Annotated in this window: 16 protein-coding genes and 1 pseudogene; 6 read left to right on the forward strand and 11 right to left on the reverse strand. The window is 67.6% G+C overall.

Going from position 1 to position 18,337, the window contains the following annotated elements:
* The first annotated feature begins 7 nt into the window (after window positions 1-7).
* The 5 genes and pseudogenes from EV668_RS20040 (at window position 8) to EV668_RS20060 (ending at window position 5,337) form a co-directional block, all read left to right on the forward strand.
* The gene (locus EV668_RS20040) at window positions 8-694 is read left to right on the forward strand and encodes a response regulator transcription factor (RefSeq protein ID WP_133773446.1); all 687 of its coding nucleotides are present in this window, start codon (window positions 8-10) and stop codon (window positions 692-694) included.
* Window positions 691-2,055, forward strand: a complete 1,365-nt coding sequence (locus EV668_RS20045; protein ID WP_133773448.1) for a sensor histidine kinase — start codon at window positions 691-693, stop codon at window positions 2,053-2,055. Before EV668_RS20040 ends, EV668_RS20045 begins: the two co-directional genes overlap by 4 nt.
* A gap of 63 nt (window positions 2,056-2,118) precedes the next feature.
* The gene (locus tag EV668_RS20050; RefSeq protein WP_133773450.1) at window positions 2,119-2,580 is read left to right on the forward strand and encodes a hypothetical protein; all 462 of its coding nucleotides are present in this window, start codon (window positions 2,119-2,121) and stop codon (window positions 2,578-2,580) included.
* Between the two features lie 81 nt (window positions 2,581-2,661).
* Window positions 2,662-4,224: a glutamine-hydrolyzing GMP synthase gene (guaA, locus tag EV668_RS20055; protein ID WP_133773452.1), complete on the forward strand. Its 1,563-nt coding sequence runs from the start codon at window positions 2,662-2,664 to the stop codon at window positions 4,222-4,224.
* A gap of 602 nt (window positions 4,225-4,826) precedes the next feature.
* Window positions 4,827-5,337 (forward strand): annotated as a pseudogene (locus EV668_RS20060) (alpha/beta fold hydrolase).
* An 82-nt stretch (window positions 5,338-5,419) separates the two neighbouring features.
* Here the strand turns inward: EV668_RS20060 and EV668_RS24920 are convergent.
* Window positions 5,420-5,578 carry a hypothetical protein gene (locus tag EV668_RS24920; protein WP_166652565.1) on the reverse strand — a complete coding sequence of 53 codons (159 nt, stop codon included), beginning with the start codon at window positions 5,576-5,578 and terminating at the stop codon, window positions 5,420-5,422.
* Between the two features lie 110 nt (window positions 5,579-5,688).
* Here EV668_RS24920 and EV668_RS20065 point away from each other — a divergent pair, with 110 nt between their 5' ends.
* Window positions 5,689-7,116 carry an NAD-dependent succinate-semialdehyde dehydrogenase gene (locus EV668_RS20065; protein ID WP_133773454.1) on the forward strand — a complete coding sequence of 476 codons (1,428 nt, stop codon included), beginning with the start codon at window positions 5,689-5,691 and terminating at the stop codon, window positions 7,114-7,116.
* Window positions 7,117-7,179: 63 nt separating this feature from the next.
* Here the strand turns inward: EV668_RS20065 and EV668_RS20070 are convergent, their stop codons facing one another.
* From EV668_RS20070 to EV668_RS20115, 10 genes are all read right to left on the reverse strand, one after another.
* The gene (locus tag EV668_RS20070) at window positions 7,180-7,896 is read right to left on the reverse strand and encodes an ABC transporter ATP-binding protein (protein WP_133773457.1); all 717 of its coding nucleotides are present in this window, start codon (window positions 7,894-7,896) and stop codon (window positions 7,180-7,182) included.
* A 12-nt stretch (window positions 7,897-7,908) separates the two neighbouring features.
* A complete protein-coding gene (locus EV668_RS20075) occupies window positions 7,909-8,664 on the reverse strand; it encodes an ABC transporter ATP-binding protein (RefSeq protein ID WP_208111591.1) in 756 nt (251 codons plus the stop codon).
* Window positions 8,664-9,656: a branched-chain amino acid ABC transporter permease gene (locus tag EV668_RS20080; protein ID WP_133773461.1), complete on the reverse strand. Its 993-nt coding sequence runs from the start codon at window positions 9,654-9,656 to the stop codon at window positions 8,664-8,666. Before EV668_RS20080 ends, EV668_RS20075 begins: the two co-directional genes overlap by 1 nt.
* Entirely contained in the window at window positions 9,653-10,540 is an 888-nt protein-coding gene (locus EV668_RS20085) for a branched-chain amino acid ABC transporter permease (RefSeq protein WP_133773463.1), read from the reverse strand. The genes EV668_RS20080 and EV668_RS20085 overlap by 4 nt, the downstream gene beginning before the upstream one ends.
* Window positions 10,541-10,595: 55 nt before the next feature.
* Complete coding sequence (locus EV668_RS20090; protein WP_133773464.1) at window positions 10,596-11,726, reverse strand: ABC transporter substrate-binding protein; 1,131 nt, start codon at window positions 11,724-11,726, stop codon at window positions 10,596-10,598.
* Between the two features lie 62 nt (window positions 11,727-11,788).
* A complete protein-coding gene (locus EV668_RS20095; RefSeq protein ID WP_133773466.1) occupies window positions 11,789-12,973 on the reverse strand; it encodes a M24 family metallopeptidase in 1,185 nt (394 codons plus the stop codon).
* Window positions 12,974-12,999: 26 nt separating this feature from the next.
* Window positions 13,000-14,250: an FAD binding domain-containing protein gene (locus tag EV668_RS20100; protein WP_166652566.1), complete on the reverse strand. Its 1,251-nt coding sequence runs from the start codon at window positions 14,248-14,250 to the stop codon at window positions 13,000-13,002.
* A gap of 140 nt (window positions 14,251-14,390) precedes the next feature.
* A complete protein-coding gene (locus EV668_RS20105; RefSeq protein ID WP_166652567.1) occupies window positions 14,391-15,344 on the reverse strand; it encodes a LysR family transcriptional regulator in 954 nt (317 codons plus the stop codon).
* 254 nt (window positions 15,345-15,598) lie between these two features.
* On the reverse strand, window positions 15,599-16,579 hold the full coding sequence (locus tag EV668_RS20110; protein ID WP_133773472.1) for a Bug family tripartite tricarboxylate transporter substrate binding protein: 981 nt from the start codon (window positions 16,577-16,579) through the stop codon (window positions 15,599-15,601).
* Window positions 16,576-18,336 (reverse strand): acyclic terpene utilization AtuA family protein, encoded by a 1,761-nt coding sequence (locus EV668_RS20115; protein ID WP_342636843.1) that lies wholly within the window; start codon window positions 18,334-18,336, stop codon window positions 16,576-16,578. Before EV668_RS20115 ends, EV668_RS20110 begins: the two co-directional genes overlap by 4 nt.
* Between the last annotated feature and the right edge of the window lies 1 nt (window position 18,337).

Here is an 18,337-nt window from a genome sequence, read left to right on the forward strand (position 1 = left end):
CGGGGCGATGCGCATTCTGATCGTCGAGGACGAGCCCGCCATCGCGGCCGACGTCAAGGGCGGCCTCGAGCGGGCGGGCTATGTCGCCGACGTGGTCGGCGACGGCGAGAGCGCGTGGTTCCAGGCCGAGGTCGAGGCCTATGACGCGATGGTGCTCGATCTCGGGCTGCCCCGTCTCGACGGACTGACCGTCCTGCGACGCCTGCGGGCGGCCGACGTCGCGCTGCCCGTCCTGATCCTCACCGCGCGGGACGGCTGGCGCGAGCGCGTGGACGGGATCGACGCCGGGGCGGACGATTACCTGGTCAAGCCGTTCCGGATGGAGGAACTGCTCGCCCGCCTTCGCGCCATCCTTCGCCGCACCGCGGGCCATGCCTCGCCGATCCTGAAGGCCGGAGCGCTCGAACTCGATACGCGCACGCGCGACGTCAGCGTCGCGGGCCAGCCGGCGAGCCTGACCGCGCTCGAATACCGGCTCCTGTCCTATCTGCTGCATCGCCAGGGCCGGCTCGTCGGCCAGGGCGAATTGCTCGATCACCTCTACGACGCCGCGAGCGAGCGCGACGTCAACGCCATCGAGGCGCTGCTCACGCGTCTGCGGCGGAAGATCGGGGCCGGAATCATCGAAACGCGCCGCGGCCATGGCTACATCGTCCCCGGCGCTTCTGGGGCCGGGCCGTCCGACGACCCGTGAGCCGTCACTCGCTTCGCCTGAGGCTGGTCCTCGCGGCCTCCGGCCTCGTCGCCCTCGCGCTCCTGCTGGCGGGGTTCGGCCTCGTCTTCATCTTCGACCGCATCCTCGATCGCAGGACGGCCGACGATCTCGATCGGACCGCGAGATACCTCACCGGACAGGTCAGGCTGTCGCCGTCGGGGAGCCTGTCGCTCCCGGCGGAGCCGGCGGATCCGCGTTTCGCGACTCCATATGGGGGCCTCTACTGGCAGATCGCCGCCCCGGGCGGGGCGGAGCTTCGCTCGCGCTCTCTGTGGGACGCCAAGCTCTCTCTGCCCGTTCCGGAAGCCGGATCCGCGTCGCGCCGCCTCGATCTCGCCGGCCCGGACGGCCAGAGGCTCATCGCCGTCATCCGCCTCTTCGCCCTCGAGCGGGCCGGCGGAGACGTCCCGATCGCCGTCGCCGTTGCGCTGGACCGGCGCGAGCTCGCCGGCAGCAGGGCCGAATTCGTGCGTCTGATCGTGCCCTCGCTCGGCGCGTTGGGGCTCGTCCTCGCCCTCGCCATGTGGGTCTTCGTGGAGCGAGCGCTGCGCCCGTTCCACGCCTTGCGGGACGACCTTCGCGCCATCCGGGAGGGCCGCCGCGCGACGCTGCCGGAGAATGTGCCGGACGAGGTCCGGCCGCTGGTGGACGGCCTGAACCAGCTCATCGAGGCCCAGGACAAGGCGCTCGCCCGTGCCCGTATGCAGGCCGGCGACATGGCGCATGGCCTCAAGACGCCGCTTGCCGTCCTCGCTGCGCTTGCGCGGCGGGTCGTCGGGGAGCGGCCGGAGATCTCGGGCGCCATCGACGAGCAGGTTCTCCTGATGGGACGCCAGGTCGAGCGATCGCTCGCCCGCGCGAGGGTCGCCGCGGCGCGTGCGCTCGGGCGGCGGTCCTGTCCCGTCGCCCCCGTGGCCGAGCGCCTCGTCGGCGCTCTGCGCCGGCTGCCGGAGGCCGATTCGCTGCGATGGGAGGTCGTGATTCCGGCTTCCGTCGCCTATCCGGCCGAGGAGGGCGACGTCACGGAGATGCTCGGCAATCTCCTCGACAATGCCCGTAAATGGGCTCACCGCCGCGTGCGGATCGCCGCGGAGCATCGGGCGGGCCGATCCATCCTCACCGTCGAGGATGACGGGCCGGGCATGAGCGAGGCCGCCATCGCCCGGATCGGGCGCGGCCGCCGCTGGGACGAGAGCGTTCCGGGGACCGGCTTCGGCCTCGCGATTGCGGCCGATATCGCCGAGGAGACGGGCGCGACGCTCGATCTCGGCCGTTCGCCGCTGGGAGGGCTCAAGGTCGAGCTGAGCTGGCGGGATGTGCGGGCGGACACGGACGCCTGAACGTCCGATCCCGGCCGCCGCCGCCATCATGGTGATGCCGCGATGTTGGGCCAGAGCCGCGCGATGCGACGTCTCATCCTGGTTCTCGCTCTCGGCGCATCCGTTGCATCGGTCTTCGCCCCTTCGGCGTCGGCCTCTGCCTGGCGCGTGAGCGGCGGGACCCTCGAGGACGGCACGAGTGTCGCGATGGTCTTCGCGGGTGACATCACCACCCGCTCGATGATCGGCCTCAGTTGCAGGGGCGGCCGCTTGCGCGCGCTGGCCGCGCCGGCTCCGCCCGGCGCGACGGGTCGGGTCCGCGTGACCTACGAGATCGATGGACGAAGCCGCTCCGGACGATGGACCGTCGAGGAGACACGCCTCGTGGCGGAGGGCGACGAGGCGCGCCGGTTCGCGGCCCTGCTGGCGGCGATGCGGCGAGAGATCTGGTTCACCATCGGCGACGGGCCGCGCTCGCTCGTGAGCGCGCGGGGCGCGCGTCAGGCCCTCGCGCGGGTCCTGGCCGAGTGCCGGCCGGGCTCCTGATCCCCGTCTTGCTTCGCTCGGAGATTGCGCCGGGCGCGGTTCGGTGATTGCGTCGGGCGCCCCGATGCCTTAGCTGCCCGCATGATCGCGACGCCGTCCCACGACACCATCCTCATCATCGATTTCGGCTCGCAGGTGACGCAGCTCATCGCGCGGCGCCTGCGCGAGACCGGCGTCTATTGCGAGATCCACCCCTTTCAGAAGGCCGACGAGGCCTTCGCGAGGCTGAAGCCCAAGGGGGTCATCTTCTCGGGCGGGCCGGCCTCGGTCCCGGCCGAGGGCAGCCCTCGCGCGCCGCAGGCGGTGTTCGAGTCGGGCGTGCCGATCCTCGGCATCTGCTATGGCCAGCAGGTTCTCGCCCACCAGCTCGGCGGGACGGTCGAGGGCGGCCATGCCGCCGAGTTCGGCCGCGCCGATATCGAGATCCGGGAGCCGTCGGCCCTCTTCGAGGGCATCTGGAAGGTCGGCGGACGCTATCCGGTCTGGATGAGCCACGGCGATCGCGTCACGCGCCTGCCCGAGGGCTTCACCGTCAAGGCGGTCTCCGAGAATGCGCCCTTCGCCATCGCGACGGACGAGGCGCGGCGCTATTTCACGACCATGTTCCATCCAGAGGTGGTGCACACGCCGGACGGCGCGAGCCTCCTCCAGAACTTCGTCCACAACGTCGTCGGTCTCGCCCGCGACTGGACGATGGCCGCCTATCGCGAGGAGATGATCGGCAAGATCCGCGCCCAGGTCGGCTCCGGCCGGGTGATCTGCGGCCTCTCGGGCGGCGTCGATTCCGCCGTGGCGGCGGTGCTGATCCACGAGGCGATCGGCGATCAGCTGACCTGCGTCTTCGTCGATCACGGCCTGATGCGGAAAGGCGAGGCGGACCAGGTGGTGAGCCTCTTCCGCGGCCACTACAACATCCCGCTCGTCCATGTGGACGCCTCCGACAAGTTCATCGGCGAGCTCGCGGGCGTCAGCGACCCCGAGAGGAAGCGCAAGATCATCGGCCGGCTCTTCGTCGAGGTCTTCGAGGAGGAGGCGAAAAAGATCGGCGGCGCCGGCTTCCTCGCCCAGGGCACCCTCTATCCCGACGTGATCGAGAGCGTCTCCTTCTCGGGCGGCCCGTCCGTGACCATCAAGAGCCACCACAATGTCGGCGGCCTCCCCGAGCGCATGAACATGAAGCTCGTCGAGCCCCTGCGCGAATTGTTCAAGGACGAGGTGCGCGCGCTCGGCCGCGAACTCGGCCTGCCCGACGCCTTCGTCGGCCGCCACCCGTTCCCCGGCCCCGGCCTCGCCATCCGCTGCCCGGGCGAGGTCACGCCCGAGAAGCTCGCGATCCTGCGCGAGGCGGATGCGATCTATCTCGACGAGATCCGCAAGGCTGGGCTCTACGATACGATCTGGCAGGCCTTCGCGGTGCTGACGGATGTGCGCACGGTCGGCGTGATGGGCGACGGGCGCACCTACGACCGCGTCCTCGCGCTCCGCGCGGTGACGAGCGTCGACGGCATGACGGCCGATTTCTATTCCTTCGACATGGCCTTCCTCGGCCGCACCGCCACCCGCATCATCAACGAAGTCCGCGGCATCAACCGCGTGACCTACGACATCACGAGCAAGCCGCCCGGCACGATCGAGTGGGAGTGATTCAGGCCTATCCGAACGCCGCAGGATTTGCGCTGAGATACGATCTAACCCACGGAAAACAATATAAAAACGTTCTGTTCCTATCGATATTTATCGGTGGGCATGGATGGCGTTCGGCCGCCTTGCCGACGGGCCTCGCCCCCATTGATCAACCGGAAAAACGAAAGTACCGTCAGGCCAGACGAGGCCAGTGACGGTACTTTTTTCGAACTTAGTGCCCTGAAATATAAGCACTTTCGACGCCATCGGCCTGCAAAAACCGCGTAACGGTACTCTTCCGCAAGGAGGCCCGGAATGTTGACCGATGAAGCACTCAAGTGATTGAAGCCAAAACACAAAAGGTCCGCCCGCCCTCACCGGCGAGCCTGGGATAGGTCTGGTCGATCTTGGCCTTGCCAAGGCACACAAAGAAATCGCCCGCGACGATCGTGCACCTCTTGCACGCTCCCAGCCTCAGTCGACTGATCCTCGAAGTGACCGCGGGGACGACCGCCATAAGCGACGCGATTGAAATGCTCGCAATTCCACCACGGCTTGAACGCTGAAGCGACGGAGCGTTGTGGCAGCTTAACGCGCTCATTCGCGTAAACCGGAGAATGGCAATGACAGTGAGCTACCGAACCGAGCGCGTCGCCGATGTGGAGGTGTTTTACAGGGAAGCGGGCGCGAAGAACGCTCCGACGTTGCTGTTGCTGCATGGGTTCCCGACATCGAGCCACATGTTTCGAGACCTCATACCGCACCTTTCCGACCGATATCATGTGATCGCTCCCGACCTTCCGGGCTTTGGCTACACCAAGGCTCCATCCAGGGAGAGCTTCGAATACACGTTCGATAACCTTGCCAAGGTGATCGATGAATTCACGCAAGCGCTGAAGCTTGAGCGTTACGCGCTCTACGTTTTCGATTACGGAGCGCCGGTCGGACTGAGGCTGGCGGCGGCGCATCCGGGGGAGACACGATCCAGCGTTTATTCCTGCGGGTGCCGAAGCCTACAAACGTGACTTGCCCGATGGTCGCGTCCATCTGCTCGATGCGGGACACTTCGCGCTCGAGACCCATGCGACTGAAATCGCTCAGTTTATCCGAAGCTTTCTCGGCCAACATCTCTGAACTTGCAACATTCTAGCGCCGGCCAAGCTGGCTGGGCGGTTGGTCTTGCTTGAAGCGAGCGATGCCAACGGCCGCCGTCCTGTCAGGCTCCTTGCTTGTGCCATGATGCCTCCTGGCACTCGTAATAACCTTGCGCAGGGCGGCGGCAAAGCTGCTGCCGGCCTTGTGAGCTTTTGGCCAGATCGATGAAGGCCCAAAGCTTCGGCTGGGTTTGCATGGCCGCCGGGAAGTAAAGATACACGCCGTCGTCCTTCCGATGCCCTGCAGCGGAAGGGCGTGATTTGACAGCCGGGCTCGCCCTTGTGCGATGACGGGCACGATCCCTGCCATGACGAGATCGCGAAACGGGCCATGAGCGTGACCTTTCCCCTTCTGATCGACGGGCGCTGGCGCGCCGGTGCCCGCGACAGGATCCTCGCCGTCATCAACCCGGCGACGGGCGATCGCATCGGCGACGTTGCCCTGGCCGAGCGGGCCGATCTCGATGAGGCGCTGGCGGCGGCCGAACGCGGCCTCGCCGAATGGAGCGCCGTGTCGCCGTGGCAGCGCGGGGCCCTGTTGAAGAAGGCGGCCGACCTGCTGCGGGCCGACGCGGAGGACGCGGCCCGCACGATGACGCTCGAGCAGGGCAAGCCGCTCGCCGAGGCACGGGCGGAGGTGCTCCGCTCGGCCGATTTCCTCGAATGGGGAGGGGAGGAGGCCCGCCGCATCTCGGGGCGGATGATCCAGGGCCGCGAGGCCGCGCAGTCGATCCAGGTCGAGACGCATCCGATCGGGGTGGTGGCTGCCTTCACGCCCTGGAATTTCCCCATGGCGCTCGCGGCCAAGAAGTTCGCCGGCGCGCTCGGGGCGGGCTGTTCCATCATCTGCAAGCCCTCCGAGGAGACGCCCGGCTCTGCGATCGCTCTGGCCAGGGCGCTGCTCGGGGCGGGCGTGCCGCAGGCGGCGATCGCGATCGTGTTCGGCGAGCCGGCAGAGGTCTCGTCCTACCTGATCCCGGCACGGGCCGTCGCCAAGATCACCTTCACGGGCTCGATCCCGGTCGGCAAGCTGCTGGCCTCCGCCGCCGGGCAGGTGATGAAGCCGGTGACGATGGAACTCGGCGGGCACGCGCCGACCATCGTGTGCGGCGACGTGGATCCGGAGAAGGCGGCCGATTTCCTGGCCCGGGCCAAGTTCGCCAATTCCGGCCAGATCTGCCTTTCGCCGACGCGGTTCTTCGTCGAGGAATCCGTGCGCGCCCGCTTCACGGCCCGCATGGTGGAGCATGCGCGCGCCTGGCGGGTCGGCGACGGGCTCGATCCCCAGACCCAGATGGGGCCCCTCGCCAGCGAGCGCCGCGTCGAGGCCGTCTCGAAGCTGGTCGAGGATGCGCGCGATCGCGGCGCCATCGTCGCGGCGGGCGGAGAGCGCCTCGGCAATCGTGGCTTCTTCTATGCGCCGACGATCCTGACGGACGTGCCGGACGAGGCCGCCATCCTGCGCGAGGAGCCCTTCGGCCCCGTCGCTCCGATCCTGCCCTTCTCGGACGAGGAGGCGATGCTGGCGGCTGCGAACGGTCTCGAATTCGGCTTGTCCGCCTATGTCTTCACGGGCGATGCGGCCCGTCAGAAGCGCCTGAAGGACGCCCTCCAGTTCGGAGCCATCGGCATCAACGACGTCGTCAGCCATCCGCCGGACGTCCCGCTCGGAGGCTGGAAGGAGAGCGGCTACGGCACGGAGGGCGGCATCGAGATCCTCGAGCCCTACCAAAAGGTGAAGTTCGTCAGTCTGCGATGACGGGCGACAGCGCCGCCGCAGCAGCCGAGCGTCCGTTGCATCGCCGTCCGTCGATCGCAGAGGCTATCCGAGATAGGCTTGCGTAATCTCGGCGAGCAAGGATTGATCGTGCCAATCGGTGCTGTCGAGTTCTTTCACGATTTTGCCGAGCGACATGACGTAGGCGCGATCGGAGCATTCTGAGGCGACGCCGATATGCTGCTCGATGAGCAGCAGGCTCATGCCTTTCTGGCGAAGTGTTTGGATGACCGCCACAATCTCCCGAACCACTTTGGGGGCCAGACCGGTCGAGGGTTCGTCGAGGATCAGAAGGTCGGGCTTGAGAAGAAGCGCGCGGCCGATGGCGACCATTTGCTGTTCGCCGCCGCTGAACACGCCGACCGGCGCGCCGAGCCGCCCGCGCATGAAGGGGAAGAGGTCCAGGACATCCTCGAAGCTGAAATCGAACCGTGCGTTTCGCCGCTTGCTGCCCTGCGTCTCGGCGATGCGGAGATTGGATTCGAGGCTCAACTCGCCGAACAGGTGGCGCCCTTCCAGAACGACCGCGACCCCGTGCTCGGCCCGTGCATGAGGCGGTAGCGACTGGATCGGTCGTCCCTCCTTCTCGATGGTTCCGGCCATCGACGGGATGAGGCCGCAGATGGCGCGCACGAGGGTGCTCTTGCCGGCGCCGTTAGCCCCGATGATGGCGATGCTCTCGCCCGCGCCGACCGCGATATCGACGTCGAACAGCACGGCAACCGAGCCGTAGCCGGCCCTCAGCTGATGCGTTGCGAGCATGTCCGCCGCCTCTCAGGTGCCGAGATAGGCTTCGCGCACACGCGGGCTTTCCCGCATGGCGTGGAGGCTGCCGCTGGCGATGATCTCGCCGAAGCACAGGGCATGGACCATGCTCGTCACCTCCATCAGCTTCATGTCGTGGGAGACGAGAAGCACCGTCATCCCGTCGGCGTTCAGGCGCTCGAGTGTCTCCATCAGCGTCTGCACTTCGGTGGTGCTGAGACCGGATGACGGCTCGTCGAGGCACAGAAGCTTCGGCTCGCACATGACGGCGCGGGCGAGTTCGACCATCCGCTGGCGCCCGGCGGGAAGTTCGCCCGCGGGGATTTCGCGCCAGGGGCCGAGATCGAAGCGCTCGATGATCTCGTCGGCGCGGCGCCTCGCATCCGCCATCTCCCGCCGCACGTTCGGCAAGCCGAAGAAGGCCTCGAGAACGCCGGTGCGTCCGCGCATGTGGCAGCCTGCCACCAGGTTCTCGCGGACCGTGAGATCGCGGAAGACCTGCGGCGTCTGAAAGGTCCGCTGCAATCCCGCGCGGCTCCGGGCGGCGATGCCCCGGTCCGTCGTGGTCTGTCCGAGGAAGACGATGTCGCCGACGCTCGGCGTCAGAAAACCCGAGATGATGTTGAACAGCGTGCTCTTGCCGGCTCCGTTCGGGCCGATGAGGCCGGTAATCGATCCGGGCGCGACATCGAAACTGACGCCCTTGAGGACCTGGAGACCGCCGAACCGGTGGGAGACGTCGCGGACCTCGAGGATCGATCCCATCACGGGCCTCCCGTCGCGGAAGGTCGCGGCCCAGCCGTGAGCCGCCGCCATGTCGAGGAGACGAAACCGCCGAAGCCGCCGGGCAGGAAGATCACCGCCACGATCAGCGCGACTGCGAAGAGGATCGGGTGGATGTCGCCGAGGCGGCTCAGATAGTTCGGTGCCGCAGTGACGAAGAGGGCGCCGGCGATCGTGCCCGGGATCGATCGCACGCCGCCGAGAACCGCGATGAGGAGGAAGCTGATGGCGCGGTCGATGGCGAAGCTGTCGACGCTGATGAAGGAGACGTAATGGGCGAACAGGCTGCCGGCCAGGGAGCCGACGGCGGCGCTCAGCACGAAGATGCGCACCTTCAGCGAGGTGATCGGGATCCCCGCGACGGCCGCCGCCGCCGGAGCGTCCCGCATCGCCCGCAAGGCGATGCCGGTCCGGGAATTGAGGAGAAGCGTATAGAAGAGGATGAGCGCGAAGGCACAGGGCCAGACGAGATAGTAGAAGCGGAACGGGGTCGAGAAGGTGAAGCCGAAGAGCGCGATGCGCGGAATGCCGCCGATCCCGAGCGTTCCACCGGTTAGCCACTCGAGTTCGAGGAACAGCACGTGCGCGATGATCGCCAGAGCCAGCGTCGCGAGGGCGAGGAAATGCCCCGACAGGCGCAGCACGGGGATGCCGACGGCCGCCGCGATCGCCCCGCTGACCACCATGCCGGCGATGATGCCGACGGGGATGGGGAGGCCGAGGGCGGTCGTGCCGTAGGCCGCTGCGTAGGCGCCGATCCCGTAGAACCCGCTCTGCGCCAGGGAGACGATCCCGCACTGGCCGAGCAGGAATGAAACGCCGAGCCCCGCGATCGTGTAGAGCCCCGCGAAGACGAGGATGTCGATCGTCCCGCGGCTCAGGAACCAGGGCAGGGCGGCCCAGACGACAAGACCCGCCGCGGTGATCGCCCAGGTCCAGGCACGGGCGCGCTGGGTATCGGGAGAAACCGTCATCCTCCGAGCCTCCCGCGCCGTCCGAACAATCCCTGGGGCATCGCGATCATGATCGCGATGAGGAGCGTCATCGCGACGACGTCCTTGTAGCCGGACGAGATGGTGACCACGGCGAGCGCCTCCACCAGGCCGAGAATGACGCCGCCGAAGATGGCGCCGAAGGGGCTCGTGAGGCCGCCGAGGATCGCTGCGGCGAAGCCCTTCAGCGTCAGCAGCAGGCCCATTTCGTATTGGATGTTGATGAGCGGCGCGACGAGGACGCCGGCCAGGCCGCCCACAAGCCCGCCGAGGGCGAGGGTCATGGTCCGCATCCAGCCGACATTGATGCCGAGCGTGAGGGCGCCCTCCGGATCGATGGAGGCCGCCAGCATGGCCTGTCCGATCGCGGTCTTCGCGTAGAACCAGCGCAAGGCGAGGACGACGCCGGTGCTGATCACGATCAGCCAGATCGCGTGCACGCGCATCGCGGCATCGAACACGTCGACCATCGCGTTGCCGCCGATCCCGGGAAGCACATAGGAGTCGCGTCCGAAGTAGAGAAGCACGGTCGCCGAGACGGCGAAGGCGCCGCCCAACGTCACGAGCAGGAAGGAATCCTCCGTGCCCCGCCGCTTCGCCGTCGGCCGGATCATCAACCGATCGACGAGGAAGCCGGTGACGCCGCCTGCCACGACCCCGAGGAGGAAGCCGAGGATCATCGGCAGGCCGAGCGAGACCGCGATGAGGTAGGCCACGACCGAGCCGATCAGCGCCAGGTCTCCCTGCATCGCGTTGATGATCCGCGCGCCACGGAAGACGACGGCGATGCCGAGCCCGATCAGGCCGTAGACGAAGCCGTTCGTCAGTCCGGCGAGCACGGACTGGACCAGCAATGTGAGCGTCACGGGCGCTCCCCCTGGCGCGAGAGGACGGCCGGCGGCCGGCGGCCGCCGGAGCGATCTACTTGGTGGTGAAGGAGAGGCGCTCGAACTTGCCCTTGACGAGCTTCGAGAAGACGTAGCTCGACAATTCGATGCCGGTCATGTCGTCCTTGGCGAAGTCGTAGGTGGCCATCACGCCCGGATAGGATCCGCGCATCGCGGCGGCGAGGTCCTTCGAGCCGGCTTTGGGGCCGGCCTTCGCGGCGGCTTTCGCGATGATGTGCACGCTGTCCCAGGCGGCGGCTTCGAAGTTCTTCGGGAGCGAGCCGTATTCCTTCTGGAACGCTTCGACGAAGGCCTTCTGGTTGTCCTTGGGCTGCTCGCCGACGACGAATTCCGGATAGATGATGTTGTCGGCATATTCGCCGAAGCCGCGCACGTAGTCGTAGGTCGACGAGCCGATCGCCGAGACGATCGGCTGTTCGATCTTCACCTGCCGCGCGTTCCGGAACGGAACGGCGGAGGTCGCGATCACGAACACGACATCGGGGGAGGCGGCCCGTACCTTCGCGGCCTGGGCGCTGACGTCGGAGGCGCCGACCTCGAACTTTTCGATGGCGACGAACTCGACGCCATAGGCCTGCCGGTGCACGTTGAGCTGGTTGGTGACGACCTGCCCGTAGCCGGTGTCGTGCAGGATCCCGATTTTCTTCGCCTTCAGCTCCTTGGTCGAATATTCGAGCATGGCTTTGGCGTTGAGGTCCTGCGCCGGAAGCAAGTGGAAGAGCGACTTGTAGGTCAGTTCGATCCGGGGCCCGAGCCCCGTGAAGCAGAGCGTCGGCAGCCCCTCCGCGTTGGTGATGGCCGCGACCGCGCCGGTGCTCGCCGTCAGGGACGGCCCGATGATGGCCGACACCTTCTCGTCGTACATGAGCCGTTCGGCCTTGCTCTTGGCGATGTCGGGCTTCGAGCCGTCATCCTCGATCAGGATGCGGATCGGCCGCCCGTTGACGCCGCCGGCGGCGTTGATCGTCTTCTCCGCCAGCAACATGCCCTGTCGCTGCGGATTGCCGAGGCCGGCGCCCGGACCGGTGAGCGAGATGATCGCCCCGATCTTCAGCGGCTCGCCCGTCGCTCCCTGGGCCTGCGCCATGGGCGACATGATCGTCGCGCCGGCAAGCGCAAGCGTTCCTAGTCCCGCTCTCAGCATCGCTCCACTCCCTCTGCTCGATCTTCTTTTGTCGTGTCAGTCGTTGTGGCGCAGGGGGGCGCCTACCCGCCGGCCCGGTTCCAGCCGCGATGGCTGTCGCCGAAGCCCTCCCAGCCGTCCGCCGTCACGGCGACGGTGTCCTCCAGCTTGATGAAGCCGCGCTTCGGATGCTTCATCGTCGTCTCGATGGAGATGACCATGCCCGCCTCGAGCGGCCTGTCCGCGTCGTAGCCCTCGTAGGGCACGGCCCCCGTGCTGGTCAGCCGCGGTCCCTCGTGGCTGACGAGGCCCATCCCATGCGCCAGGAACTCGGTGTAGCGCTGGTGTGCCGATGCCTCGACGATCGGTTCGGCGACCGCGAAGATCTCCCCGCCGCGGACGCCAGGACGGATCGGCTTGCGCGCCGCCATCTGCACCTCCTCGATGAAGCCGAGAAGGTCGGTGAGCTCGCTATCGGGTTCGCCGACCATGCCCATGCGGCAGAGGTCGCCGATATAGCCGTGATAATTGCCTCCCGAATCGACCGACATGATGTCGCCCTCGGCGATCGTCCGGTCGGACGGGGCACGGTTCATGTCCGTGCCGTTGGTGATGAGGCAATACTCGAAGTTGAGGCCTCGGCTGACCTCCTCGCTGCGCAGCCTGGCCACGAGGTCGTTCTTGGTCATGCCCGGCCGGCACGCGGCGAAAACGGCGCCCATCGACGCGATGACGGCGTCGGACGCCTGGCGCAGCAGGTCGAGCTCCTGCGGCGACTTGATCATGCGCAGACGCTCCAGAACGAACGTGGCGTCGACGATGCGGCGGTTGCCGAACGCATCCTGCAGCACCTGCCCGGCATCGTAAGGGAGGAACCCGGCCTCGATGCCGATCGCCGCCGTCGAAGGGGCGATGCGCGCGGCGTGTTCGCTCGCCAGCGTGATGGCGTCGCGACTGCCCCAGCTCGCGGTCTGGGCGGTGGTCGGCCAGAAGCGACCGAGCGCCTTCTCGAAACCTTCCATCACGGAGCCGATATAGGCGGCGTCTTCCGGCCGGCCTTTCGGATAGACGAGGACGGGCAGGTACCGGCTGGTGCCGATCGCGTCCATGTAGTCGAAGAAGAACGACCGGTGGCCTCCGAGCAGATACTGCACGTTGTGCTTCGAGGTCGCGAGCAGGACGTCGATCCCGGCTTCGTCCATGAGCCTGTCGAGGCGCGCGGAATCGAACGGGAGCGGGAGGGTCGCCTGATTGTCGGTGCCGTGCATCCTATCCTCCTGTTGCCGCTCCCCGCTCATGGGGCGTTGCCGATCGCCGCCTGTCGCTTCTGCACGGGACGTCCGCTGACGCGGATGATGTCCTCGACCCGCAGATCGAGGCTGGGATCGGTCCAGGGCCCGTCGAGGCCGCGCTCGATGAAGGCGCCAAGATGCCGGCCGGCCGCGACCGATGCGCGGCCCTCCGGCAGGCGCTCGGCGTCGTAGGCGGCAAGGGCGCCGGCGATCGAGGCGTCGCGCGCGAGACATTGGGCGAGCGCCCGGGCGTCCTGCCCGGCCTTCAGCACGCCCACGCCGACATGGGGGCGCGCGACGAAGGCCGCGTCTCCGATCAGGGCGACGTTGTCAAAGCCGATCCGCTCCGACTCGACGTCGTAGATCGGCTGGACGAGATAGTGGCTGGCGGCGAAGAAGGGCTCGAGGAACTTCGTCGGCAGGAGGTCCCTGGCGTCCGCCTGGAGCCGCTCGATATGCTCCGTCCGGACGAGGCTCGGAGGGATCGAGTATTCGTGAACGACGCCCCGGGCATCGGTCAGAAGATCGGTCAGGCCGGCTCCGGGTGCGACCGGGTAATACCAGAGAAAGTTGTAGCGCCGCCGTCCCAGCTCGGCCGAGCCGTCGTCGCCCGGCACCGGATAGCCGATGAACTCGCTCCCCTTGGGGAAGCAGAAGCAGAACTGATTGACGGTCTCGGCGCGGAAGGCGTCGGAGAGCGCGCCCTCCTCGACCGCGCCGCGCCAGGCGACATAGCCCGCATAGCGGGGCTGGACGTGCGGAGCCATCGCGGCCCGCACCGACGAGCGGAATCCGTCTGCACCGACGATCAGGTCGGCCTCGACCGCCTCGCCGTTCGAGAAGCGCGCGAGCGCTCTGCCGCCGCTCGGCTCGATGCCCGAGAGCTCCCAGCCGCTGTGATAGCGGTCGGCGGGAAAGCGCGCCGAGAGGCTGCGGAAGACGCCGGTCCATCCGGCAAGCTGCTGCGGATAGTCGAAGCGCGCGATGGTCTCGCCGTGCCGGTCGATGGCGCTGCGGCCCGTGACGTCGATCCCGAGCGGCGAGGGAACCGTGGCACCGGCCGCGACGATCAGGTCTTCCAGTTCGCCGTGCGAGGCGATCCCGAGACCGCGTGAGGCCAGGCTTTCGCGCGCCCGCTCGTAGATCCTCACGTCCCATCCCTGGCGCGCGAGAAAATTGCCGGCGAACAGGCCGGCCACGGAGCCGCCGATCACGACGGCCTTGTGCGAATGGCGATGGGTCCGGACGGCCAAGGCTGCCCCTTTCCCTGAACGTTTCCTCGGCCGGGCCGCCCATTTTGGGCAGGCGGTCCCGATCCGAAGCACAGCCTAGCCGCGGGCCGAGTATGAGATCAAATGATAAGGAATGATGCCCTCTATCGTTTTTGGCTATATCACTCCGGAGCGTTCTCGCCGGGGCTGTAGGTGCGGTCCAACTTGCCGAGCCGGTCCGGGATCTGGGACAGGCCCTCCTGCAGCAACTCGACGAACCTCTGGGCGGGCAGGGTCAGCGGCGTGTCGGACGGGTGCATCTCGTAGATCTCGGAGCCCAGCACGGGATGCGCGAGCGGGTTGAGGATGAGGTTGCGGGAGCGCACCTCGTTCATGATGGCGATCGTCGGCAGCAGGATCGACCAATCCGAGGCGCGTACGAAATTCAGGCTGGCGGAGATGCCGTCGATCTCGAGGATGCGGGCCGGCTTGATGGCGCCCGTCGCCATGTGTTCGTCGAGCAGGCGCCGCTGCGCGTGGATGGGGAAGGGCAGCACCAGCTTCAGGTCCGGGACGGCATCGAGCCGGACGGGCTTCCAGCGCGGCAGCTTCTTGGCTGCGCCGGAGATCAGGATCAAACGGTCGCTGACGAGGTGCCTGTAGGTGAGCTGGGTGTAGGGAACGGGCCGATTGCAGATGGCAAGATCAAGCTGGCCGCTCGCGACGCCATCCGCGAGCGTTCCGCTGAACCCTTCGAGGAGACGCAGCTCGACGCCGGGATAGAGCGTGAGATAGCGATCGAGGACGCCGACGAGAGGGCCATGGCAGATGGAGGGCATGACCCCGATCCGCACGAGACCCGTGACGCGCCCGCTGAGGTCGCGCATCTCCTGCGTCGCCGCGTCGAAGCTGCGAAGGAGTTCGGTGCAGAACCGGTAATACCGCTCTCCCGCGAGCGTCGGACGGACACCCTGCGCCGAGCGCTCCAGGAGCTTGACCGTCAATTCGCGCTCGAGCTGCGTGATCTGCACGGACAGCGCAGGCTGGACCACGTTCTCGCGCCGCGCTGCACGCGTGAAACTCCCTTCCTCGAACACGGCGACGAAGTAGCGGATTTTCTTGAGGTCGATCGCCACGGCCAACCATCCCGTTCAGCTATCGTTGCCTCTGCCATGCGAGGGCCCGCTCGTCAGCTGTCACGTCCGCCGGCCCTGGCACTGGCTTCGTTGCCGGGGGGGCATCCAGGATGTCTTGCGCGAGGAGCGGGACATCCTGCCGAAAGCCTGGCCAGGACCCGCACCGGGCCATCGTCCCGCTCAGGAGCAAAGACCCGTTTCGTCCAGGTCTCGACGTCGGCCCGGCACAGGGCCTGCTCCCGATGTCTGCGAATTCAGTCCGCCTTCGCGCCCGACGCCGCCACGAGAGCCGCCTGCCGCGGGATTTCCTCGGACAGATAGTCGGTCAGGAGGCTGGGCGCGCCGGTCGTCACCGTGAGGCCCAGATCCCTCATGCGCTCCTTCATGGAAGGCATCTCGACGATCTCCGCCAATGTGGAGTTCAGACGGCCGATGATGTCGGCGGGTGTCCCAGCCGGCGCCAGAAGCGCAAAGCAGGTGTCGCTGACGAGGTCCGGGTATCCCAGTTCCGCCGTGGTCGGCACTTCCGGAAGAACGGTCGAGCGCGCTTTCGAGAAAACCGCGAGTGCACGGATCGTGCCCGCCCGGACGTGAGGCACCGTCATCGGAAGAACCGGAAAGATGGCGTCCAGACGACCTCCGAGCATCTCCGTGAGCGCTTGGCCCGGCTGCGTGAACGGCACGTGGACGAGCCCGTTCGACGCCTTGCGATTGACCATTTCGCCCGCGAGATGCCAGGAGCTTCCGATCCCGGCCGACCCGTAGAAGGTCGAGCCCGCGCGGCTCCGGGCATGGTCGATGAAACCCGACAGCGAGCCGATGGGACTGGCCTGGCTGACGGCGAGGACGTTCGGGGTGCACCCGATCATTCCGATCGGAGCGAAGTCGCGCTTCGGATCGAACCCTACATCCCGGTACAGGGCGAGATTCGTCGCCATCGGGCCGGTCCAGGAAAGCGCGATCGAGTAGCCGTCGGGACGCGCGCGCGCCGCCTGCGCCATCCCGATATTGCCGGCGGCGCCGGGCCGGTTCTGGACGACGACGCTCTGCTTGAGACGAGTGCCGAATTGCTCCGCCAGCAGCCGCGCCAGCGCGTCGGAAGACCCGCCCGGGCCGGCGGGGAGGAGCATCATGATCGGCTGGCGTCCGGGCCAGGCATCGTTTGCATGCGCAGTCGATACGCCTGCGAAGGCGAGCGTGGCGACGGCGATACGGAACAGGGCGGCGGCGCTCATGCGTGCTCCTTGGCTGAAGAACGCATCATCGTGACGCGTGTCGGAACGATGGATCGATCGACCAGACAGGAATTGAGCCCGACGACCGGTCGCACGCGCGAGCCCGGAGAGCTCGTGGCCCATTTCCCCGTCCCGGAGAGGCCGTTCACAGCCAGCGGATCGATCTCGCGCCGAAGCTTGTCGGCCTCGGCGCGACTGGAGGTGCGCAGCGCGACACGCAGGATCACCTCGTAGGGCTCCGTATCCGAGGGCGGGGTCGCCTCCCGGTGAACGGCGTTGAGCCCGAGGTAGTCGAAGCGCAGATCGTCGGCCTTGAGATCGATCTTGCGGAAGCGCTCTTCCAGCAGCGCCTGTGTCGCCTGGGCGCGCCGGAGAGCGCCCGGGCCGGCGAAGATGACCATCTCCTCCGTCATGAAGCCCTCCCGCAGCCCAACCAGCACCTTGAGGGTCGGTGGTCGGACCCGTGATCCCGAGAGGTCGATCGCGACCTCCACCTCGTCGGGTGCGACCTGCTCGAAGCGCACGCCCGTCAGGTCGGCGACGCAGTCGGGGCAGTAATAGGCCGCGGGATCGCCGACCTCGTAGAGCAGTTGCTCCTTGCAGGTGGCGGGCGTGAGCGATCCGCCGCTGCCGGGCAGCTTCGACAGGATCGCCCAGTCCTCTGCGACTTCGGCGATGGGGTTGCCGAGATCGGCCAGGCCGGGCACCTCCTTGAAGCCCGGATCGGCAAAGTAGCCGCCGCAAATCTGCGCGCCGCACTCCATGAGGTGCCCGATGATCATGCCTCGCGCCATGCGCTCGTGGTCGTCGGGCGACCAGCCGAACTCGTGCATCAACGGTCCGAGATAAAGGCAGCCATCGGCGACGCGCGTCGTCAGCACGACGTCGGCGCCGTTCGCCAGGGCCTCCACGATGCCGGCGGCCCCCATATAGGCCTCGGCCGAGACGACGGCGTCGCGGCTCTCGCCGACGGATCGGCCCGTCTCGGTGAAGGTGGCCCCGATCTCGGTGATCCGGTCCGTCAGGATGCCGCCCTCGACGGCCGCGATCCGCAGATCGTCCAGGCCAAGCTCCTCGGCCAGTTCGACGAGGCGACGTGCCGCTCCGACCGGGTCGAGCCAGCCCTGGTTGCTGATGATCCGGACGCCTTGGGTCTTCGCCTGCCGCAGGATCGGTGCCATCCGGGCGACGAGATAGGGGTCGTAGAGCGGCGCCGACGCGTCCTCGATGCGCGCGGCCTGGGCGGCGCTCATCGTGACCTCGGACATGGTCTCGAAGCACAGATAGTCGAGGCCGGCCCGCTCCAGGAGATCGCTCGCCGGCTCGAAGCGATCGCGCGACCACGCCGTCGCCGAGCCGAGCCGGATCGACTTGCCGGATCGGCGTCGTGGTGGGGCGAGGGGCGCCGCGGCCGTCTTCGCGCGCCGGCGGCTTGCCGGGACCCGGATCGGCAAGGTCAGCATCAGGGACGAGAGCGCCTTGCCGGATTCCTCGAAGGCGAGGGTGCGCGAGCGCCCGCCTTCGAGGACCTCTTCCAGCACGAAGTTGAGGGCGCCGAGACCGGGCGCTTCGTGCCGCGTGATGGCCCCTTTGGTGATCGGTCCGAAGACGGCGCGGACGGCCTCGACCGTCACCTGTCGGCGCAGGAGGTCATAGTCCCCCTCGTCATAGGCGATGACGGAGATCATCGAGCTATTGCCCTTCTCGCCGGAGCGGGAATGGGCGATCTCACGCAGCAGAACGATGTCGTCCGTCATG

The organism is Enterovirga rhinocerotis, from assembly GCF_004363955.1.
GTDB classification, from domain to species: domain Bacteria; phylum Pseudomonadota; class Alphaproteobacteria; order Rhizobiales; family Beijerinckiaceae; genus Enterovirga; species Enterovirga rhinocerotis.

Bases quoted from the DNA above. Each gene is read 5' to 3' on its own strand.
- EV668_RS20110 (WP_133773472.1), bottom strand. From the start codon at position 16,579: ATGAGCGCCGCCGCCCTGTTCCGTATCGCCGTCGCCACGCTCGCCTTC.
- EV668_RS20070 (WP_133773457.1), bottom strand. From the start codon at position 7,896: ATGCTCGCAACGCATCAGCTGAGGGCCGGCTACGGCTCGGTTGCCGTG.
- EV668_RS20095 (WP_133773466.1), bottom strand. From the start codon at position 12,973: ATGCACGGCACCGACAATCAGGCGACCCTCCCGCTCCCGTTCGATTCC.
- EV668_RS20065 (WP_133773454.1), top strand. From the start codon at position 5,689: ATGAGCGTGACCTTTCCCCTTCTGATCGACGGGCGCTGGCGCGCCGGT.
- EV668_RS20090 (WP_133773464.1), bottom strand. From the start codon at position 11,726: ATGCTGAGAGCGGGACTAGGAACGCTTGCGCTTGCCGGCGCGACGATC.
- EV668_RS20040 (WP_133773446.1), top strand. From the start codon at position 8: ATGCGCATTCTGATCGTCGAGGACGAGCCCGCCATCGCGGCCGACGTC.
- EV668_RS20050 (WP_133773450.1), top strand. From the start codon at position 2,119: ATGCGACGTCTCATCCTGGTTCTCGCTCTCGGCGCATCCGTTGCATCG.
- EV668_RS20075 (WP_208111591.1), bottom strand. From the start codon at position 8,664: ATGGGATCGATCCTCGAGGTCCGCGACGTCTCCCACCGGTTCGGCGGT.
- guaA (WP_133773452.1), top strand. From the start codon at position 2,662: ATGATCGCGACGCCGTCCCACGACACCATCCTCATCATCGATTTCGGC.
- EV668_RS20115 (WP_342636843.1), bottom strand. From the start codon at position 18,336: ATGACGGACGACATCGTTCTGCTGCGTGAGATCGCCCATTCCCGCTCC.
- EV668_RS20080 (WP_133773461.1), bottom strand. From the start codon at position 9,656: ATGACGGTTTCTCCCGATACCCAGCGCGCCCGTGCCTGGACCTGGGCG.